Origin of the sequence: Streptococcus sanguinis, assembly GCF_026781265.1 — a bacterium.
In the GTDB taxonomy this organism is placed as follows: domain Bacteria; phylum Bacillota; class Bacilli; order Lactobacillales; family Streptococcaceae; genus Streptococcus; species Streptococcus sanguinis_T.
Genome location: NZ_JAKUVC010000007.1, coordinates 120,088 through 138,893 on the forward strand (window position 1 = coordinate 120,088; position 18,806 = coordinate 138,893).

Consider the following 18,806-nt stretch of genomic DNA (forward strand, 5'->3'; position numbering starts at 1 on the left):
TATGGAATGCGCCATTTAAGGCAGCTCAAAATCTTAGATTGCCCAGTCTCCATTTCTAAAGATTGCTACGCGGCTGCCATCTTCACGGATACCCTCAATATCCATCTGGTTAGAGCCAATCATAAAGTCCACATGGACATCCGAGCGGTTGAGACCCGCTGCTTCCAGCTCTTCTTCGGAGAAATTCTCTCCGCCGACTACACTGGTCGCATAGGCTGCACCGATAGCTAAGTGGTTAGAAGCATTTTCATCAAAAAGAGTATTGAAGAAAGTAATGCCTGACTGAGAAATCGGACTAGGATCTGGTACCAAGGCACATTCACCTAAAGCACGCGCACCAGCATTTTCAAAGACAAGATCCTTCATAACCTGGTCGCCTTTTTCAGCAGTAATATCCACAATCTGACCATCCTTGAAGGTCACCTTGATGCCTTCGATGATGTTGCCATTGTAGCTGAGTGGCTTGGTGCTGGTCACATAACCTTCAGCTCGTCGGAAGTCCGGTGCTGTAAAGACCTCTTCTGTTGGCATGTTAGCAATGAAATACTCGCCTTGAGCGTTGAGACTGCCTGCCGACTCCCAGTGGTGGTTCTTGGGCAAGCCCAATGTTAAGTCAGTTCCCGGCGCTGTGTAGTGCAGAGCAGTGAATTGCTCTTCATTCAAAACTTTAGCCTTTGAACTGAGTTTTTCTTCATGGGCTTGCCAAGCGGCTACTGGATCATCCTCATAGACACGGCAGGTTTTGAAAATCTGATCCCAAAGCAAGTCTACCGCTTCCTCATCGCTGGCAACATTTGGAAAGACCTTCTTAGCCCACTCTATACCGGCTGCTGCAGCGACTGTCCAGCTGACTTTATTGGATTGGGTTGCAATCCGCATCGGCTTCATAGCTATCCCCATAGCCTTAGCAGAAGCTGATAATTTCTCAGCATCCACGCCGTTCAAAACCCCTGGGTCAGATGAACGAACTCCCAAGCGACTAGCTTTCTTTTCAAGAAGGTAGTTCATCTCAGCCACCTTATAGTCTGGAACATTGTCCAAGCGCTCCATTGGCGCATGGAGAAATTTCTCCCGCGTACTCAAATAATCCGCCCACTGGACGATAACTTCATGAGCTCCCAGAGCATAGGCTTCCTTGACAATCAAGTGAGCCAGCTCACGCTGCTCCACATCAATATTGAGCGCCACTGTGTGATCCGGCTGCACATTGATACCATTGGCAACCAATAGTTTAGCATATTTTTCTAAGTTTTCTTTAAAATTTGGCAGAACCATGCTTCTTCTCCTTTTCTTTTGTTATTTCTCTTTAAACAGGGACAGTAGGCTAACCGCTGCCACAGTGCCGCAAATCAAAGCGGTCATTTTCAAAATCGTATCTGGATTAAGATCCAGCTGGTAATCAAATACCTTTTGCGCAGGCTTATCCTGAGCGGAAATGGTAAGTTTCATAAAAACCTCTTTCTATGTTTTAGAAAAACTCATCAAACAGACTCAACTGGTTATCTTCAGGCATATTGCCTAGAATTCCCATGTCGTCCATTTTTTCGACTAGGGTGCTAGAGAGGCCACCGCGTTTGCGGAGTTCTGTCTTGGAAAGAAATTCGCCTTCTTCCCGCGCTCTGACCACTTGGCGGGCAACATTGTCACCCAGACCGTCCATGGCAGAGAATGGTGGGATAAGGGTGTCCCCTTCGATGAGAAACTCAGTCGCGTGGCTCTTGTAAAGATCTAGCTTTCCGAATTTGAAGCCCCGCTCCAGCATTTCATTGACGATTTCCAAAGTCGTATAAAGATCAATTTCTACATTGGAGGCTTCGTTGTTCTTACGTTTCTCAGCGATTTCGTTCATCCGGCGCTTGACAGCATCAAGTCCGCCACTCATGGTCTTGATATCAAAGGCCTTGGCCCGGATGGAGAAATAAGCACAGTAGTAGTAAATCGGATGATGCACCTTGAAGTAGGCCACTCGCAGGGCCATCATAACGTAGGCCGCCGCATGGGCCTTGGGGAACATATACTTGATTTTTCCGCAGGACTCGATGTACCATTCTGGCACATTGTTTTCCTTCATGGCTGCGATGTAGCCATTACGCTCTTCTTCAGAAATCTTCAGCCAAAGGCCCTTCCGCACACGCTCCATGATCGTAAAGGCCATCTTCGGATCCAAGCCCTTGTGCATGAGGTAAACCATGATATCGTCCCGACAGCCGATAACCGTGGACAGGTCAGCAATCCCTTGCTTGATCAAGTCCTGAGCATTGCCTAGCCAAACGTCTGTACCGTGAGAGAGACCAGATAGCTGTAAGAGCTCGGCAAATGTCGTCGGATGGGTCTCATCAACCATACCCCGTACAAAGTTGGTCCCAAACTCCGGAATCCCCAGCATACCAGTCGGCGTGCCGATTTGCTCCTGAGTTACACCCAGAATGTCTGTCCCAGAAAAGAGGGCCATGACGCCAGCATCATCCATAGGAATGTCATTAGGATCAATGCCAGACAAGTCCTGAAGCTTCCGAATCATGGTCGGATCATCGTGTCCCAGAACGTCTAGCTTGAGGACATTTTCATCGATATCATGGAAGTTAAAGTGGGTGGTCTGCCACTCGGCTGTCACATCGTCAGCTGGATATTGGACCGGTGTAAAGTCATAAACATCCATATAGTTAGGGATAACAACGATTCCACCTGGGTGTTGTCCAGTCGTCCGCTTGACTCCAGCAGCTCCCTGCGCCAGACGCTCAACTTCTGCGTCTCGGTAGAACTTCCCGTAGTCGCGCTCATAGCCCTTGACAAATCCATAGGCCGTCTTAGCCGCAACGGTACCAACAGTACCAGCCCGAAAGGCATACTCCGCACCAAAGATATCCCGCACGTCCAAATGGGCGCTCGGCTGATCCTCTCCGGAGAAGTTCAAGTCAATATCGGGTACCTTATCCCCGTCAAATCCAAGGAAGGTCTCAAAAGGAATATCCTGACCGTTCTTGCTCAGCTTGTGGCCGCACTCTGGACAGTCCTTATCCGGCATATCAAAGCCAGAACCATAGGAGCCGTCCGTGATGAACTCGCTGTATTGGCATTTGCCACAGACATAGTGGGGCGACAGGGGATTAACCTCGGTAATTCCAATCATGGTCGCGACAAAGCTGGAACCGACTGACCCCCGCGAACCTACCAGATAGCCCCGCTCATTGGAGCGTTGCACCAGCATCTGCGAAGCCAGATAAATCACGGCAAAACCATTCCCCAAGATGGAGGTCAACTCTTTTTCAATCCGCAAGTCCACGATATCTGGCAGTGGATTACCATAAATCTCAAAAGCTTTTTGATAGGTCAGCTCAGCAACCGTCTCCTCGGCCTTGTCAATGAAAGGCGTATAGAGATCGCCCTTGACCACCTCTACCGGCTCAAAAGTCTCCGCTAGCTGATTCGGATTGATGATGACCAGCTTCTTAGCCAAATCCTCGCCTAGAAAGGCAAATTCGTCCAGCATCTCATTAGTGGTCCGGAAGTGAGCCTTAGGAAGTGGCGCCGGCTGGGCATTTTCACCGTGACCAATGGTCCGGTTAATCATGGCTCCCTGACCGAGACTCCGTACGATAATCTCCCGATAGATTTCTTCTTCCGGCTCGATATAGTGGACGTTCCCTGTCGCAAGGACAGGCTTGCCCAAGCGATCTCCGACCTCAATCAGATTGCGAATTATGGTCTGCATTTCTTCCTGGTCCTTGATTTGCTCTTTGGCAATCAGAGGCTCATAGATAGCCGGCGGCATAACCTCGATAAAGTCATAATACTTGGCTACTTCGACAGCCGCATCCACCCCCTGAGAGACAACAGCATCATAGACTTCGCCATCTGAACAGGCTGAGCCCAGAATCAAGCCTTCACGATGGGCATCCAGCACAGTCCGTGGAATCCGCGGGACACCTTCAAAATACTTGGTATTGGACAAACTGACTAACTTGAAAATATTCTTGAGCCCCGTCTGATTTTTCACATAAATGGTCGCATGCTTGACCCGAGCTTTCTTGTAAGAATTCTCATCGACCAGATCCGTATTGAGATCCTTGAGATTGGTCACACCATGCTTTTCAGCCACATCCTTGATAAAGATAAAGAGGAGACGGCCCGTCGCTTCCGCATCATAGTTGGCCATGTGGTGGTGCTCCAGAGCAATCTGGAAACGCTTGGTCAAAGGCCCCAAACCATGACGCTTGTACTCTGGATAGAGGTTGCGGGCAAATTCCAGCGTGTCAATGACTGGCTGAGTGATTTTCGGCAGGCCATGACGCTCATAGTTGACATTCATAAAGCCTACATCAAAGGTGGCATTATGGGCAACGAGGACGCTGTCCTGGCAAAATTCCTGAAATTCTTTCAGCACTTGCTCCAGGGGTTTGGCATTGCGGACATGCTCATCTGTAATCCCAGTCAGATCCGTCGTAAAGGCCGACAGAGGATGGCCGGGATTGATAAATTCATCAAACTCTGCAATGATATTGCCCTTGTGCATCTTGCTAGCAGCGACCTGAATCAAGTCATTGTAGACCGCCGAAAGTCCTGTTGTTTCCACGTCAAAGACTACATAGGTCGCATCACTCAACGCCATGTCCACTTCATTGTAGACGATGGGCACCCGGTCTTCTACAATATTGGCCTCCATACCGTAAATCAGCTGGATACCAGCTTTCTTGGCAGCCTTGTAGCCATGGGGAAAGCTCTGCACATTGCCATGGTCGGTAATGGCGACAGCCTTATGACCCCACTTGGCCGCTGTTGCAACGATTTCCTCGACCTCAGGCAGGGCATCCATAGTAGACATATTGGTATGAGCATGGAATTCAACCCGCTTCTGGCCCTCAGGCATCAAATCCTTGCGCTCATAGTGGGTAACAGCCTGCACATCCTGAACATTCATGGTCAGGTCACGGGTGAAGTTGTTCATCTCCACATTTCCCCGCACGCGCAGCCAGGCACCTTTCTTAATCATGTCAAACTTCTTGGCTTCTTCTTCGTTTTTCATCCATTTCTGCATGGAGAAGCTGGAAGTATAGTCTGTCATCTTGAAATTGAGCAAGACTCGGCCAGTTCGAGTGACCTTCTGCTCCAGGTCAAAGACCATTCCCTCAAAGACCAGACGGTTTTCCTCAGTCTGAACTTCAATCATAGGGGTAATCTCTGCCTTGTCCAGCTTTGGTTTAACCGCAGCCTTGCGAGCTTGGAAGTCATAGGCTGGCTTTTCCTCTGGCGGCGGTGCCATCTGCTGCAGGGATTCCATGGCTTTGAGCGCTTCTTCATTGGCCGCCTGAACAATCTTGTCATTCTCTACCTGGAAATTCTCCGCTTGTTGCTGGGTCAGCTCATCGCTGTGCTGAACCTTACAGGTCAGCTGAGGAAAGCCGTACTTGACCAGCTGCTGGCTGAGGTTGGGCAGATGATTCTTGCGAAAATGCTCCGTGTCAATGGTCGAAGCCCCCTCAATCAGCAGCTTGTCTCCATTCAAATGAACCTGTAAATCCTGATACAGACTTTTAAAGCCATGACTGGCACATGGACCTTCCTCAAAGGCCAGCTGGTAATAAGCCTGCAAGAGCTCATCCGATACCTGAGGAGCCTGACAGTGAATTTCAAAAATGGCCTGATTTCCCGTCTTAGAAAACTCTTGAGCTAAGCGCTTCTGCAATTCTCGAAAAATCTCAATGGGCAGAATATTCGCAAAAGAAAAATGAAACTCCCAGACTCGACTGACCTTGTGGACCAGAACCTTCTCAATTTCTGCATTCAAAAAGGCCTCTGAACTTCTCATTTCCAGTGGCATATCCAGCTGATTCATTAAAATTTCAAACTTGTTTGACATGATATTTCCTCGTACAGTAGTGACCCTATTTTACCATAAATCAGCACTTTTTTCGACAGAAAAAGAATAGGCCAAAGCGCGAGTTCCTACACAATTATCAAGTCGTTTTTCATGATGCTAAGTTATGATATAATAGAACAGAACATTTATCAAAAGGACTCTTAATTGTGAAGAAAATTCTCTTAGCCTGTACTTGTCTGCTGACCCTGACTGCCTGCAGTATGCCTAATCATAATAAGCAAGAAAACAAGCCCAAGCAAAATCAGAGTCAAAGTAAAACCAAAGAAGAAAAGACACAGACGAAAACTTTTTCTAAAAAAATCGATGAGTATTATACTAATTCAGTCAAACTTTTCTATACTAAAGACAAGATCCTAATCTTTCCAGCTCATTTCCAGCCAGGCTATCCCTGAAGAAAATCAAAAAATGAGTGTTGAAGAATTAAAGAAATCCTATAGTGAAGATCTTAAGAAAAGTCCCATGATTGAAAATCAAGAAAAGCTAAAAGGACTTGAAATTCATCTTAAAATTTCTGAAGACAAGAAAAAAGCTTTAGCCATTTTTGACTTTGACCTCAGCAAAATAGATCAAGAACAGTTGATTCAGTCAGCTGGTGACTCTGAAAGTAGTCAAACTTTCTTCAGGAAACTTCAAGATAAACCTGAAGAGGTCTTTAACTTTATGAGAGAACAAGGTTTGACAGAAGAATAAAAAAAGCTTTCTGAGTGATTTAACTTAACAGTTAATGCTCAGAAGGCTTTTTCTGTCTATCTTAGCACTGCTTCCGTCAAGGCTTTTTGGATAGCGATGACGCTGCGATCGCTGGTAAATTGCAGGACTTCTGCTGGCTCTTGAGCGCTGGAAACCCAGATTTTCAGCTCAGCATCTAAGTCGAAATGGCCGGCTGTTTCCACTGAGAAGCGACTGATAGAGCGATAAGGAAAGGACTTATAGGAAGTCTTTTTGCCAGTCATTCCCTGCTTGTCGACCAAGATTAAACGCTTATCTGTAAAGACAATCAAGTCGCGAATAAGGCTAAAAGCTAGTTCCACATTCTCTGTTGTTGTCAGAATATCCTCTAATTGTCTTTCTATTTTTTCAATATCTTTCTGAGAAGCATTGCCTAATAAACCGCCGAATAATCCCATCATTCGGTCCTCCAATCTATTTTTTCCTACTATAGCATTTTCACCTCCAATAAGCAAAAGAAAACTGCCAGACAAAACTGGCAGTTTGTTTTATTTTGTCAAAATAGACAAGGTTTCTAGCAAATTATCAGCGTGGACTTCAATGGTATCGCCAGTAGCCTTAATCTTGACTTCGACAATGCCTTCTGCAGCTTTCTTACCAACTGTCACACGGATTGGGAGGCCAATCAAATCGCTGTCGCTGAACTTAACACCAGCGCGCTCATTGCGATCATCCACCAAGACCTCATAACCAGCACTTAGCAAGTTAGCCTCGATTTGGTCAGTTAGCGCCACGGCTTCCTCGTCCTTGACATTGACCGGAATCAAATGCACATCAAATGGTGCCAGCTCTTTCGGGAAGTTGATGCCCCAAGCATAGCGGAATTCACCCTTAGGAGTTTTATTGACAAAGAGACGGGCATGCTGCTCCATAACAGCAGACAGGAGACGGCTGACACCGATACCGTAGCAACCCATAATCATCGGTACTGATCGTCCATTTTCGTCCAGGACATTAGCGTTCATGCTGTCAGAGTAGCGAGTTCCCAACTTAAAGATATGTCCAATCTCAATCCCACGAGCAAACTTGAGGACACCTTGGCCGTCCGGAGAAATTTCACCTTCACGAACTTCACGGATATCCACATACTCAGCGGTAAAGTCACGGCATGGATTGACACCGGTCAAGTGGTAACCATCTTCGTTAGCACCAACCACAGCGTTAGCTAGATCTTGCACCTTACGGTCAGCGATGATTCTCACGCCTTCTGGCAGATTGACTGGCCCTAGTGAGCCAAATCCTGCTCCCAAGAGTTGACGGACTTGATCTTCACTCGCCACATCAAAGAAATCCGCTGCCAAATGATTTTTCAGCTTGACTTCATTAAGCTGGTCATTGCCGACCAGAAGTGCTACGACAGGAGACTCGTCAGCCATGTAAACCAAGGTCTTGATTGTCTGGCTTTCATCTAGCCCAAGGAAGGCAGCAACTTCGTCAATTGTCTTGCAGTCAGGCGTTGAAACGCGGGCAACTTCTTCCTCGGTCACGACACGTCCTGCTGGCTTGTATTCATCTGTCGCCATTTCAAGGTTGGCAGCATAGCTGGACTCACTGGAGTAAGCAATGGTATCCTCACCAGATACCATCCAGCTGGTCAATTCTGTCCGAATAGCTTCCTGAACATCCTCAGGAATTTCATCAAAGCTGGCTACAGACTTGTCCAAGACCACCCAGCGGTTCAAATCCGTCCGGTCCGGTGTAATGGCCATGAATTCTTGGCTGTCCTTGCCCCCCATAGCACCACCATCACCAATAATGGCTTTGAAATCCAGCTCGCTGCGGGTAAAGATTTTCTCATAGGCAGACTTGTATTCATCATAAGCTACATCCAAGCTGTCATAGTTAGCGTGGAAACTGTAGGCATCTTTCATGATAAACTCACGCGTCCGCAAGAGTCCGTTACGGGGACGTTTTTCATCGCGGTATTTAGGCTGAATCTGATAGAGATTGAGCGGCAGCTGTTTGTAGGATTTAACCGAATCACGGACAATAGCCGTAAAGGTTTCCTCATGGGTTGGCCCTAGGATAAAGTCGGATTTCTCACGATTTTTAAGCTTGTAGAGGTCTTCACCATAGGTCTCATAACGGCCAGACTCGCGCCAGAGGTCTGCACTGAGCAGGGCTGGCGCCAGCATCTCCACTGCACCAATCTTGTCAAACTCTTCCCGCATGATTTTTTTTGCTTTTTCAATCACGCGATTAGCCAGCGGCAGATAAGAATAGACCCCAGCTGAAACCTGACGGACATAGCCAGCCCGGAGCATCAGAGCGTGACTGATAACTTGAGCATCGCTAGGCATCTCACGCAGGGTTGGAATTAACATTTTACTTTGTTTCATAAAAACAAAACTCCTTGACTTTCATTGAATAATTTCTTTTTCATGGCTCTATGAGCTTCGGGCTCTTAGAAGAATAATTTCATAATATCGTTCCAGGTAACGGCAATCATCAGGATGACCATAATAGCCACTCCGGACAGAGTGATATAGGTCTCCGTTTCTCTTTTCAGCGGTTTTCTGCGGATAGCCTCCAGAATATTGAGGACGATTTTTCCGCCATCCAAGGCTGGAATGGGAATCAGGTTGAAAATACCGATATTGAGCGACAGCATGGCCAAAAGGTTAAGGACTGCTGGCAAACCTTGCTCTGCAGCTTGACTGCTGAAATTGTAAATAGCGACCGGACCGCCCAGCTTATTGATATTGAAGTTGAAGACGATATCTTTCAGAGCTGACAAAATGCGAACCGTGGTAGACCAAGCCGCAGTAAAGCCACCAACCACCTTGTCCCAAAAGCCTGTCTTGACCGTTGGAGATACCCCTAGCAGATAGCGATTGCCGTCTTTTTTAGGCTGTACGGTAATCTCTTTCGTTTCGCTGCCGTGCTTGTAGGTAACTGACAAGGTCGGCGCTTCCTTACTCTTGGCTGTGATTTTCGCCAGAGCACTCGTTAGATCCGCCCAGTTGCTAATCTCATAGTCATTAATCTTAAGGATTTGGTCATTATTTTGAACCCCAGCAGCTGCTATAGAACTACCATCCATGACTTGGAAATGATTGCTGTTTTCATCGCGAACGCCGCCCTGAACAAAGGCCAGCAGCATAAATACCAGGACACTCAGGATGAAGTTATTCATAGGCCCAGCAAAGTTGGTGATAAGACGTCCCCAGATACTAGCATTCTGATACTGAACATCCAGCGGTGCAATCCGCACCTCAGTGCCGTCTTCTTCAACAATCGTTGCATCATGATCTACTGCATAAGTCTTGAGCTCGTCAAGGACTAGACCAGTGATTTCCAGCTTTTCCTCAAAGTCAAAGCCAGTCACATTCATGGGCAGAGCTGTCTGATCCACCTTCTTGCCAGAGAGATTGATGCGAACCACCTTGCCCTCTGCATCCAAGGTCAGACTAGCCGGTGTCCCCACCTTAATGTCAGTGGAGTCTTCCCCCCAGCCGGCCATGCGTACATAGCCCCCCAAGGGTAAAATTCGAATCGTATAGGCCGTCCCGTCCTTACCAATATGGGAGAAAATCTTGGGTCCCATACCGATAGCGAACTCTCTGACCAAAATGCCGGACTTCTTCGCAAAGTAGAAGTGTCCGAACTCATGGACCACCACAATGATCCCAAAAATAATAATAAAGGTTATAAACTGCATGGACTTCTATATTTTACCTTTCCTAGAAATCTTGTTTTTGCTTTTAAATCAAAGAAGGAGCAGAAAACGGCCAAATACCGACCTTTCCGCCCCTGCATAGCTGACACTTTTGAAAATAGAATAGAATCTGAAATCAAAATTTTGAGCTCCAAATTCCAGTTCCTTCTCAGATTGTGCGGTCTTTTAACAAGCTTGCCATCCCTTGCTTTCAGCCATGCACGACTGTCTTAGAACAAGCCGAAGAAATGCATGAGCGGAAAGACGAAGAGAAGGCTGTCAAAGCGATCCAAGACACCACCGTGACCAGGAATGAATTTCCCAGAATCCTTGACCCCGAAATGACGCTTGACTGAGCTTTCGACCAAATCACCCAACTGGCCGGCAATACTAAAGAGCACTGCCAGAATCAAAAAGACAAGGGCATTATAAGGAGCGTACACTTGCGGTCGAACCAACATAAAGATTCCAGTCACTAGAACGGCTGATAGAATGCCGCCTAGGCTTCCTTCAATAGTCTTATTCGGAGAAACTCTCGGCGACAGCTTTCTTTTACCGAAACGCACCCCAACCAGATAAGCTCCACTGTCAGTAGCCCAGACGATAAAGAGAGCTAGCAGGACCTTGTCAATATTCATCAAGCGGGCATCAATCAAGGCATTAAAGCCAAGACCGACATAAAAACTAGCTGCAATCGGATAAGCCGCATCTTCAAAAGTGTAGCTGGATCCTAGGACAGTCGAAATCAACAGAAGGAAGACGATCAAGCCATAGGCCACGACATTGCCATCCACTGGCAGAAACTTCAGATAGTTCTCTAGAGGCAGGGTTAGGACAAAGGCTGCCAGCATGGCCAAGACACCCTCGATTGTCGCTGTCGGCAGACCTTTCATTTGGAGAAATTCATGCACCGCCAGCATAGCCAGCAGTCCCACAAAAATCTGAAAGATGACGCCTCCTGTCAATACCAGAGGAATAAAAATAGCAAGAGCGATTCCTCCAAAGATTAGACGTTTTTGTAAATTTTTACTCATACTTTTTTACTTTCTCCCTTAAACACCGCCAAAACGTCGATTCCGACGGCTGTATTCTGCAATTGCAGCCTTCAAAGCCTTCTCATCAAAGTCAGGCCAGAGAATATCCGTAAAATACAGCTCACTGTAGGCTGACTGCCAAGGCAGAAAATTGCTGAGACGCAGCTCTCCACTGGTCCGAATCACCAGATCCGGATCGCGCAGCATCTTAGGCAAGTTGCTGGTATAGAGGTAGTTGCCAATGACTTCCTCAGTAATGTCACCGGGACTGAGTTTGGCATCCAGAACATCCTGAGCAATCTCTTTAACAGCCTGATTGATCTCGTACCGACCACCGTAGTTGAGGGCAAAGTTGAGAATCAAACCTGTATTGAGCTTGGTCAGGCTTTCAGCCTTTTCCAGAGCTTCCAATGTCGCCTTAGGAAGCTTAGCCGTATCACCAATCATCTGGATTTTTACATTGTTTTTGTGCAGCTCCGGCACATAGCGGTCGTAAAATTCAACCGGCAGATTCATGATAAAGGAAACTTCCTTTTCCGGACGAGACCAATTTTCCGTTGAAAAGGCATAGACAGTCAAGACCTGAACACCCATTTCCTTGGCAGCAATCGTCACCTTTTGCAGGGTTTCCATGCCAGCCTTATGACCGAACACGCGCGGCTGCATCCTCTTTTTAGCCCAGCGGCCGTTACCGTCCATAATGACAGCAATGTGCTTTGGAACATTCAGCGGTGCGTTCAGCTTTTCTTTTTTTTTAAAACTAAACATATTTTTTATCCTATTTAAAGTTTTGTCAGTTCATTATATCATAAATCCTTGGAATGTGGGCAATTCATCCGCTTTTTCAAGCCTGAGAGCATAAAATAGGGACAGAATGTCAACCAGAGAATCCAAACTCAGTTAAAACTCACCAGCTTGTCCAAACTGTTAGGCAGATAAGGTTGCAATCAAGCATATCCCAACCGTATAAATCACAGCAAAAAAACAGCCCGCAAGCTGTTTATTTCTTTACTCTTCAATTGCTGATTCTTCCTCGGGAAGGTCAACGCTTCCCTCACCGCCAACAACAGCAGGAATCCCCTCAGTCAATGGCAGCACAGTCTTAATAGCTGTCAGTTCAAAGGTCAGATAAACACCGTCCACATCCAGAACAACTGTTTTCTTGTCTGTGTCTACTTCATCCACTGTTCCGTACAAGCCGCCGATGGTAATCACTTCATAACCCTTTTGCAGCTTGTTAAGACTCTCCATACGCTGCTGAGCCTGTTTCTTTTGGGCACGCATTTGGAAATAGGTCATCCCTATCAGTACAACCGCAAAGACAATAAGCATAGTTGGATTCATATATTTTCTCCTTCGAATGTCATATATGAACTACTATAGCAGATTTCCCTTATTTTTACAAGACGATTCTGACTTTTCAAGTAAAGTCCGTCTCAAGTCGGATGAAGCATGACTGGCCTAACCACATTTTTTAAAAAGCAAAAATCAGGATGACCAGCACCCTGATTTTATGTCTTTTTATTTAAGATTTTTAACAACTTCTGCTATGTGCTCAACTGTAAAGCCGTATTCTTCCAGCACCTTGCCTGCTGGAGCAGATGCACCGAACTGGTCGATTCCGATAACTGCACCGTCTAGACCGACATACTTGTACCAAGGCTGGCTAGCTGCCATCTCAATCGCTAGGCGGCGACGAACCGCATTTGGCAGAATTTCTTCTTTGTAGGCCGCATCTTGAGCATCAAAAAGCTCTGTTGATGGAACGCTGACCACGCGGATTTTAGCGCCTTCTGCTGCAAGTGCTTTAGCAGCTGCAACTGCCAAATTAACCTCAGAACCAGAAGCCAGCAAGATTGTGTCGAAATCTGCTCCTGTTTCATAGACCACATAAGCTCCTTTAGCTACCTTGTCAAAGTTTGTGCCTTCTTCAACTGTCAGATTTTGACGGGTCAAGACCAGAGCAGTCGGAGTAGATTGACTCTTAAGGGCCAGATACCAAGCTGCCTGAGTTTCACGCGCATCTGCTGGGCGGAAAACAGTCAGGTTTGGAATAGCACGCAGACCAGCCAAATGCTCAATCGGTTCGTGAGTCGGTCCATCTTCACCAACTGCAATAGAGTCGTGAGTAAATACATAAGTCACTGGCAAGCCTTGAAGGGCAGACAAACGGACAGCTGCCTTGACATAGTCTGAGAAGACGAAGAAGGTACCACCGTAAACGCGAAGACCACCATGAAGCGCCATACCGTTGAGAATTGTTCCCATAGCAAACTCGCGCACACCAAATTGGATGTTGCGGTTAAGACGGTGGGCATCATCCTGCAAGCCGTCTTCCTTGATGTAGGTCATATTAGAATGAGCCAAGTCAGCAGAACCGCCAAGGAAAGTTGGAAGCACCTTAGCTGCTGCATTGAGGGCATCCTGACTGGAATTACGAGTCGCTTGAGAGAAGCCATTTTCAAGTGCTGGGAAATCTTCTGGTTTGATTTCTACTGGATCCTGACCAGCAATGATAGCTGTTACTTCTGCTGCCAATTCTGGATGGGCTTGCTTGTAGTCCTCTACTAGCTGTTTCCAATCATCGTATGCTGCTGCACCACGCTCTGCTACATTTGTACGGTAGTCAGCATAGACTTCCTCAGGAATCTCAAATGGCGCATAGTCCCAGCCTAATGCTTTACGAGTAGCTTCTGCTTCTTCTGCTCCCAGAGGCGCACCGTGAACTGCATTCGTTCCTTGCTTGTTTGGAGAACCGTAACCGATAACCGTCTTAACTTCAATCAAAGATGGTTTGCCGGAAGCTTTAGCTTCATTGATAGCTGTATCAATCGCTGCAAGGTCTGTTCCGTCTTCCACCAAGGCAGTATGCCAACCGTAGGCTTCATAGCGGGCACGAACATCTTCTGTAAAGGAATCCTTGGTCTCTCCATCTAGATTGATATCATTTGAATCATAGAGAACAACCAGCTTGTCCAGCTTTTGCAGGCCAGCGTAAGAAGCAGCTTCTGCAGAAACTCCCTCCATCAAATCTCCGTCACCACAGATGACATATGTATAGTGGTCAAAGATTGGGTAGCCATCACGGTTATACTTGGCAGCCAAGAAACGCTCTGCCTGAGCAAATCCAGTAGCTGTAGAAATACCCTGTCCCAGTGGGCCAGTAGTGGCATCCACACCAGCTGTGTGGCCAAACTCTGGGTGACCTGGTGTCTTAGAACCCCATTGGCGGAAGTTTTTGATTTCCTCCATGCTGACATCTTTAAAGCCAGACAGATGAAGCAAGGTATAAAGCAACATGGAGCCATGTCCTGCAGATAGGACGAAGCGGTCGCGGTTAATCCAGTTTGGCTTGTCTGGATTAATACGCAGTTGTTTAGTAAATAAGTCGTAAGCCATCGGGGCAGCGCCCATGACTACACCAGGGTGACCTGACTTAGATTTTTCAATCGCGTCGATCCCTAAAAAGCGAATGGCATTAACTGATAATTGTGACATTGGATTCTCCTTATTTTTACTAAAATCTGTCCTGACATCAGAACAGGATAAACAATGATCGCAGAAACGATAAAAATTGTCTCATATCTATTATAAGAAAATTATCCCTATATCGCAAGATAGGGATAATCTCATCTTTTTATAGATTTATTATAAATCTTGAAAGCGTAACAAAAAGACCAAGAATTACACAGGTGACTGTTCACTCTTGGACTGTCAAAAAAACTGCCCATAAGGACAGAAAAAAAGTGAGAAAGTGAGTATCATTGCCTCTAAATTCGACGGCGCCTCTGGCTTGTCTCATTAAGTTTTTACAGAACGTAGTTTTCGCTAACGCTCAAACTGCATCTATGCATCTAAGCTCTGCTCGACTCTGCGAGCCGGCAATCGCTAAAAAATTAGCGGAACGTAGACTTCGCTTGCGCTCAGTCTGCATCAATGCCTCTAAATTCGACTGCGCCCACGGCTTGTCTCATTAAGAGGCATAGAAAAACCCAGCTATCCAAATGGTTAGCTGGGTTAGGGTTGAGCTACATCATAGTTTTAGACTATCCTGCGGCCTTGTGATGAATGGTGATGCCGTATTTTTCATGGTTTTCTTCATACCAATTAATTAAGGCCATCGCAGTTTGATAAGTAATGTTCTTAATCTTACTGGTCCCTTTAGTTAGGGTCAGGATACTCATCTTGCTGATGTTTGCATCCGTCGCAATTCGATAACTAGTTAAGGTTCCGTTAACTAACAACTGAACAACAGCCTCGACTTTCCTATAGTCAGGCATGGTTGTAATATCCAACTTTTTCATAATTAAATCCTCTCCTAAAATTTAATTTACTAATCCATTATACACTTTTTTCTGACAATTACATATATAAAAACTTGAAAATGTACAAAAAAATTAGAACACAATCTATTGAAATGTCAACTTTTCCAATTTTACAGACTTTTGAGAGTATTTTGCCTCTATAAATAGAAAAATAAATCAACCTTATGGTCTTTTATTACTCTGTTAGCTCGCCTTTCCGTATTCCTGTTTTTTCTCCATTTTCGTATAGCTAGACCAACGGTTAAATAAAGAATAGTCGGAATCATCCCCACTGAAAGCGAGAAGAAGAAAGCCTGATTTTTTTCTACCGAGACAAATCCTAGTAATAGTAAAGGATTTATAACTGCATCTTCCATAGTATGCATAATAACTAGAGGCCAAACTGACTTAGTAATTCTAAAAATCTCTGTATACATGACCGTCCAGCATGCAATAGTTATCATACCGATAAGGAAGAATGTAAACCTTCCAACCGGCAAGGTATTTTGGATTTCTCTCTCAGACAGAAACTTCATAATGTAAGGCAGATGCCAAATCCACCAGATAAAGCCAACAAGTAGGTATAGTTTTAAGTCAGATAATTTTAATTTGATTAATTGATTGGTAAGATATGCCCTCCAAACAGATTCTTCAAAAATATTTTTTATGAATTATGTCCTTATCTTTGTGAGCAAGATTCCAAGATAGACCGTAAACTCAACCTTCACATCTGTCACTCTGATGCCTTGTGTCATCAGTCCCAATAATATCACTATTATCGTAACAAAAAGGTAGACTAAAGAGCCATCAGGTATAATTTTTTATTATTTTTAAAATTAATGGAAAACCCTGACTCTTTACAGCCGTCTCCGCCAAAACTTCGGAGAAAGATGATACAGATTAACGGAGTTACCAGCCAGATCAGCATCCCTAAAAAGCCGTTTCCTATCTCTGTTCCGATATTTTCGTAATGAGCCTGGCGCCGGTTACTTTATCAACAACATAACCGTTCCAGCCACATAGAGTGCTGAGAATGACAAAGATAATGACATTGCGTTTAAGTGTAGTTATGGACTGTTTCATAGCAGTCTCCTTTCGTCAAAAAATTATTCATCTCTCTTGTTTTAAATCCTTCTGTCTCTTGACACCGGCCGCAATAGCTCGAAAAATGGTTGGGTAGGGACGTTTTTTTGTCTGGTTGAACGTACCTGTGACAAAGACATCCTTTTCTGGACAATAAAAGGCAAAACTTCCTGTTATCCCACTATGGCCACGAATTTCCTGCGCGCCACCGAAAAAGAGAGACATGAAGGAGCTGATTGTCAGCTGCATCATACCGCTGCCATACTTGAGAGGACGGAATTGAATAGGCCGAAAAATTGGCTCCTGAATATGGGACTTTGCAAACAATCTGCCAGTAAAGAAAGCACGGATAAAGGTCATTAACTCCCTGTTAGTTGCCACAATACCGCCTTGGTAGACTTGACTGGAAAGATAGGCTTGAAAAGCTATAGTTTGCTGGCCATTGTATAGGGGAGCAAGTTTCTCATAGCCTGTCGCCCAATGGGTCTGACTAAGCTGAAGCGGCTGGCAAATGATGTGCTCTAACAATTGCTCAGCGGTCTGCCCAGTCACTGTTTCAGCCATTTTTCCTAAGAGCATAGCATTGATATCAGCGTAGTAGGCTTTATCTCCATCCAGGCTTGATTTGACTGGGAATTCTGCTATCATTTCCAGAGCTTCTTCAAAAGCTACCCGCCGATCGGCTTTGTACAAGTCTTCTATCAAAATCTTTCCATTCATTTGACGGTCCATTTCATAATTCGGAAAGCCGGATATTTGATCCAGCAAATGTCGTACGGTGACCTGATCCGCTTGAGGCAGACGCTTGGTCACTTCTGGCGATAAAATATCCGTCAAGCCTGCATCATAGGCCAGCTTTCCTTGGTCAATCAGTTGGAAAACAATGGCATCGGTGTATAATTTGGAAATACTGGCAATGGCAAAAGGCGTGTCACTCGTCATCTGTCCCTTGTTTTCTTCCAAATAGAGTTGTTCCCCCCGTCCCCAGTCAAGTAGCAGTCAAAATGAAACATACCTATAACCCCTAAATAGCGATTTCGGTCGCTATTTATTTTTTTTCGAAAGTTCCCCTTGACTCTTTTACGACTTAGAGTTATCATCAGACCTGAAAAATAGAATTAAAGGAGTTAATATGGAAAAATTCAATTTCGAAAACAATATCGAGCAAGAAAACAAGCTGCCTCAAATTGAAATCTACAAGCTCACTAACTTTGGTGAACTCCAAAATTACACATCTGTAAATATTTTTTCGAAAGATACGTTTGAGGCAATTATCCCGATAAATGAAGACGGCGACCATTTTGTTTACGCTTGTCGATTTTTAAATCCTGAACAAGCGTAAGAATATTTCTGTCGAGGTTGCCAAACGGAAAGTCCTGAAGATATTGAATTTTGGAATGAGCAACTACAGGCGGAAAAAGTGGAGGTTTTGGATACTCGGTTGGAGGTTAAAAATTAAAAAATAAACCATCTGCAATCCTACCAATGGTAAATCTATTTCATTCCCGTTCTCTATAAGGCGTATTTTGTACGCCTTTTTACATATTCGAAGCGCATAAGAAACCTTATGAGAAGTTCGCTGATGGAAGTATAAAAGAGTTTAAACATAATATACCTAAAGGATGGACTATAGTTTATTTACCAGATATCTGTGCATTAGAGGATGGCTCAATAAAAAGAGGTCCTTTTGGTAGCTCTATAACAAAGTCAATGTTTGTTCCGAAAGGAGAAAATACATATAAGGTTTATGAACAAGGCAATGCTATAAGAAAAACTATAGATTATGGAGATTATTGGTTAAAAGAGAGTGACTATCTACGTTTAAAAAATTTTTCAATAAAAGCAGGAGATATTTTGATATCTTGTGCAGGTACTATCGGAGAAATCTTTCAAATACCTTCAAATTACTATGATGGAGTTATAAATCAAGCATTATTAAAACTTACGTTAAATCCAGATATAATAGATTCACAATATTTTAAATGGATGTTTATGAGTTTGATTAATACAGTAAAAAAGCATTCTATAGGCTCAGCGATAAAAAATTTAGCTTCAATAAAATTTTTAAAATATGAAGTTCCTATGTTATTACCCCCACTTACCGAACAACAACGCATAGT

14 protein-coding genes and 2 pseudogenes are annotated in these 18,806 nt (G+C 44.8%); 3 read left to right on the forward strand and 13 right to left on the reverse strand.

Going from position 1 to position 18,806, the window contains the following annotated elements:
- Positions 1 to 33: 33 nt before the first annotated feature.
- The 3 genes from MK370_RS08955 to MK370_RS08965 are packed head-to-tail and all read right to left on the reverse strand — an operon-like array spanning position 34 to position 5,857.
- Positions 34 to 1,275, reverse strand: coding sequence for an aminopeptidase (locus tag MK370_RS08955; protein WP_268684988.1), 1,242 nt, complete (start codon positions 1,273 to 1,275; stop codon positions 34 to 36).
- Between the two features lie 21 nt (positions 1,276 to 1,296).
- A complete protein-coding gene (locus MK370_RS08960; protein ID WP_268684989.1) occupies positions 1,297 to 1,449 on the reverse strand; it encodes a hypothetical protein in 153 nt (50 codons plus the stop codon).
- A gap of 19 nt (positions 1,450 to 1,468) precedes the next feature.
- Complete coding sequence (locus tag MK370_RS08965; RefSeq protein WP_268684990.1) at positions 1,469 to 5,857, reverse strand: PolC-type DNA polymerase III; 4,389 nt, start codon at positions 5,855 to 5,857, stop codon at positions 1,469 to 1,471.
- Between the two features lie 167 nt (positions 5,858 to 6,024).
- Here MK370_RS08965 and MK370_RS08970 point away from each other — a divergent pair.
- Positions 6,025 to 6,568: pseudogene (locus tag MK370_RS08970) on the forward strand (DUF1307 domain-containing protein).
- Between the two features lie 56 nt (positions 6,569 to 6,624).
- Here MK370_RS08970 and MK370_RS08975 read toward each other — a convergent pair.
- The 10 genes from MK370_RS08975 to MK370_RS09020 form a co-directional block, all read right to left on the reverse strand.
- Complete coding sequence (locus tag MK370_RS08975; RefSeq protein ID WP_268684998.1) at positions 6,625 to 7,005, reverse strand: PH domain-containing protein; 381 nt, start codon at positions 7,003 to 7,005, stop codon at positions 6,625 to 6,627.
- A gap of 90 nt (positions 7,006 to 7,095) precedes the next feature.
- A complete protein-coding gene (locus MK370_RS08980; protein WP_268684991.1) occupies positions 7,096 to 8,946 on the reverse strand; it encodes a proline--tRNA ligase in 1,851 nt (616 codons plus the stop codon).
- A gap of 65 nt (positions 8,947 to 9,011) precedes the next feature.
- Positions 9,012 to 10,268 (reverse strand): RIP metalloprotease RseP, encoded by a 1,257-nt coding sequence (gene rseP / locus MK370_RS08985; RefSeq protein WP_268684992.1) that lies wholly within the window; start codon positions 10,266 to 10,268, stop codon positions 9,012 to 9,014.
- Positions 10,269 to 10,495: 227 nt separating this feature from the next.
- The gene (locus MK370_RS08990) at positions 10,496 to 11,299 is read right to left on the reverse strand and encodes a phosphatidate cytidylyltransferase (protein WP_268684993.1); all 804 of its coding nucleotides are present in this window, start codon (positions 11,297 to 11,299) and stop codon (positions 10,496 to 10,498) included.
- An 18-nt stretch (positions 11,300 to 11,317) separates the two neighbouring features.
- Positions 11,318 to 12,067, reverse strand: a complete 750-nt coding sequence (locus tag MK370_RS08995) for an isoprenyl transferase (RefSeq protein WP_268684994.1) — start codon at positions 12,065 to 12,067, stop codon at positions 11,318 to 11,320.
- A gap of 240 nt (positions 12,068 to 12,307) precedes the next feature.
- Entirely contained in the window at positions 12,308 to 12,643 is a 336-nt protein-coding gene (gene yajC, locus MK370_RS09000) for a preprotein translocase subunit YajC (protein ID WP_268684995.1), read from the reverse strand.
- Positions 12,644 to 12,820: 177 nt separating this feature from the next.
- Positions 12,821 to 14,797: a transketolase gene (tkt, locus tag MK370_RS09005; protein ID WP_268684996.1), complete on the reverse strand. Its 1,977-nt coding sequence runs from the start codon at positions 14,795 to 14,797 to the stop codon at positions 12,821 to 12,823.
- A gap of 548 nt (positions 14,798 to 15,345) precedes the next feature.
- Positions 15,346 to 15,603, reverse strand: coding sequence for a hypothetical protein (locus MK370_RS09010; RefSeq protein WP_002927965.1), 258 nt, complete (start codon positions 15,601 to 15,603; stop codon positions 15,346 to 15,348).
- Positions 15,604 to 15,761: 158 nt separating this feature from the next.
- Positions 15,762 to 16,271: a CPBP family intramembrane glutamic endopeptidase gene (locus MK370_RS09015; protein ID WP_326845087.1), complete on the reverse strand. Its 510-nt coding sequence runs from the start codon at positions 16,269 to 16,271 to the stop codon at positions 15,762 to 15,764.
- 442 nt (positions 16,272 to 16,713) lie between these two features.
- The gene (locus MK370_RS09020; protein WP_326845088.1) at positions 16,714 to 17,685 is read right to left on the reverse strand and encodes a serine hydrolase domain-containing protein; all 972 of its coding nucleotides are present in this window, start codon (positions 17,683 to 17,685) and stop codon (positions 16,714 to 16,716) included.
- A gap of 133 nt (positions 17,686 to 17,818) precedes the next feature.
- Between MK370_RS09020 and MK370_RS09025 the strand changes: the two are divergent.
- Positions 17,819 to 17,962 (forward strand): annotated as a pseudogene (locus MK370_RS09025) (cell envelope); the annotation flags it as partial.
- 395 nt (positions 17,963 to 18,357) lie between these two features.
- Positions 18,358 to 18,806, forward strand: a 449-nt coding sequence (locus MK370_RS09030) for a restriction endonuclease subunit S (protein ID WP_268685000.1), incomplete at its 3' end; no start/stop codon positions are given.

Bases quoted from the DNA above. Each gene is read 5' to 3' on its own strand.
- rseP (WP_268684992.1), bottom strand. From the start codon at position 10,268: ATGCAGTTTATAACCTTTATTATTATTTTTGGGATCATTGTGGTGGTC.
- MK370_RS08975 (WP_268684998.1), bottom strand. From the start codon at position 7,005: ATGGGATTATTCGGCGGTTTATTAGGCAATGCTTCTCAGAAAGATATT.
- tkt (WP_268684996.1), bottom strand. From the start codon at position 14,797: ATGTCACAATTATCAGTTAATGCCATTCGCTTTTTAGGGATCGACGCG.
- MK370_RS08965 (WP_268684990.1), bottom strand. From the start codon at position 5,857: ATGTCAAACAAGTTTGAAATTTTAATGAATCAGCTGGATATGCCACTG.
- MK370_RS08995 (WP_268684994.1), bottom strand. From the start codon at position 12,067: ATGTTTAGTTTTAAAAAAAAAGAAAAGCTGAACGCACCGCTGAATGTT.
- MK370_RS08955 (WP_268684988.1), bottom strand. From the start codon at position 1,275: ATGGTTCTGCCAAATTTTAAAGAAAACTTAGAAAAATATGCTAAACTA.
- MK370_RS08990 (WP_268684993.1), bottom strand. From the start codon at position 11,299: ATGAGTAAAAATTTACAAAAACGTCTAATCTTTGGAGGAATCGCTCTT.
- MK370_RS08960 (WP_268684989.1), bottom strand. From the start codon at position 1,449: ATGAAACTTACCATTTCCGCTCAGGATAAGCCTGCGCAAAAGGTATTT.
- MK370_RS09010 (WP_002927965.1), bottom strand. From the start codon at position 15,603: ATGAAAAAGTTGGATATTACAACCATGCCTGACTATAGGAAAGTCGAG.
- MK370_RS08980 (WP_268684991.1), bottom strand. From the start codon at position 8,946: ATGAAACAAAGTAAAATGTTAATTCCAACCCTGCGTGAGATGCCTAGC.
- yajC (WP_268684995.1), bottom strand. From the start codon at position 12,643: ATGAATCCAACTATGCTTATTGTCTTTGCGGTTGTACTGATAGGGATG.